This window comes from Mesorhizobium sp. M7A.F.Ca.CA.004.06.1.1, assembly GCF_003999135.1.
GTDB lineage: Bacteria > Pseudomonadota > Alphaproteobacteria > Rhizobiales > Rhizobiaceae > Mesorhizobium.
This window is the reverse complement of record NZ_RZPQ01001114.1, coordinates 1-1,324: the sequence shown is the minus strand read 5'-3', so window position 1 is coordinate 1,324 and position 1,324 is coordinate 1. Positions and strand designations below refer to the sequence as shown.

Genomic DNA, 1,324 nt, shown 5'->3' with positions numbered 1-1,324 from the left:
GGGTGATGAGTTTCTGTACCTCGCCATCGGCATGAGCGGGCAGGGCGAAACAGAGGAGACCGAGTGCGGCTATCAAGAGGCGAGGGGTCATCAGTGTGTTTCCACGTTCGAATGGCTGGAGGGCCTGTTGCCTTGTGGCGCACAACTTACCCGTTCTCGGCGGCCTGTCACCCAGGGTTAGAGCATGGCGGGGTCAGGAATTGCTTCAGGCGTGTGCTGCCGCCTGCGCCATTCCGGCCGTCAGGTCGCCATAGCCGGTTGCGCGGCGTTCATAGACGAGACCAAGCATTCTGGCTGCCTTTTCGGCGACCTTGTCGAGTTCCGGATCATTGGTCTGGGCCAGATAGATCAGCTTCTCGTAGTTGCCGAAATAGTCCTTGATCAACTCCGGGTGCTTGTCGAGGCCGAGCGGTTTCATGAAGAAGGCGTCGAACTGCCGGCAGAGGAAGTCGGTCATGTAGAAGGACATCATGTCGTCGTCGGCGACTTTCGCATAGGCCTCCATGCCTTGATAGAAGGCAAAGCAGTGCGGGCCCGCCATGCGCTCGACGCCGTGCTTCTCGCAGATGCGGTCGAGCAGGCCGCCGGTGCCGCAGTCGGCATAGCCGACGAAGATGTTGCTGTAGCCTTCGGCCTTGGCCTTTTCGATTGCCTTGTCCATGGCCGGGGCGATGCGGTCCGGATAGAAATGGAATTCTGCCGGCAGGCAGGTCAGGTCGAGGTGATCCAGTCCGAGCTGTTCCTTGACGGCCAGAATTTCGCGCGCAATCATCCCACAGGCGATAACGAGCAGCTTGTCGTCTTGATTCGGTTTCGTTTTTTGCGTCTTGGCCATGGAACCCGTCGAGCCGGCCTTCGTTGCTGTAGCGCTAATTTATCTATTGAGGGAGACACCGTCCATGAAACTGCTACGCATCACGCCAATTGCCATCTTGACCTGCGCCCTGGCCCTCACGGCTTGTGCGAACACCGTCCGAGGCGTCGGCAAGGACGTCAAATCAACCGCCAATGCGGTCGAGGACACCGTCAACAATCCCTGATCCGCGCCCGTACTTCTTCATCTGGGAACAAAAAAGCCGCGCTGCAAGGCGCGGCTTCCTGTTGTCCGGCCGAAATGACCAATCAGGCCGAAGCGCGCACATTGTGCTTGCGCTTCATGAAGTCCTTGGCGGTCTCGACCGCCACTGCCGCGTCGCGGCAATAGGCATCGGCGCCGACGGCCTTGCCGAATTCCTCGTTCAGCGGCGCGCCGCCGACCAGCACGACATAATCGTCGCGGATGCCCTTTTCCTTCATCGTGTCGATGACGACCTTCATATAGGGC

At 59.4% G+C, this 1,324-nt stretch carries 2 protein-coding genes and 1 pseudogene; 1 reads left to right on the top strand and 2 read right to left on the bottom strand.

Translation table 11 applies throughout. The features are described 5' to 3' along the window. Positions 1 to 205: 205 nt before the first annotated feature. Positions 206 to 835 carry a DUF1638 domain-containing protein gene (locus EN906_RS34330; protein WP_127271741.1) on the bottom strand — a complete coding sequence of 210 codons (630 nt, stop codon included), beginning with the start codon at positions 833 to 835 and terminating at the stop codon, positions 206 to 208. Positions 836 to 899: 64 nt separating this feature from the next. Between EN906_RS34330 and EN906_RS34325 the strand changes: the two genes are divergently transcribed. Next, positions 900 to 1,040: an entericidin A/B family lipoprotein gene (locus EN906_RS34325; protein WP_023812312.1), complete on the top strand. Its 141-nt coding sequence runs from the start codon at positions 900 to 902 to the stop codon at positions 1,038 to 1,040. Between the two features lie 82 nt (positions 1,041 to 1,122). Here EN906_RS34325 and EN906_RS34320 read toward each other — a convergent pair. Continuing rightward, positions 1,123 to 1,324: pseudogene (locus EN906_RS34320) on the bottom strand (cobalamin-binding protein); the annotation flags it as partial.

What these genes read in the sequence shown, in the direction of transcription:
- EN906_RS34330 (WP_127271741.1), bottom strand. Translation starts at nt 835, where the DNA reads ATGGCCAAGACGCAAAAAACGAAACCGAATCAAGACGACAAGCTGCTC.
- EN906_RS34325 (WP_023812312.1), top strand. Translation starts at nt 900, where the DNA reads ATGAAACTGCTACGCATCACGCCAATTGCCATCTTGACCTGCGCCCTG.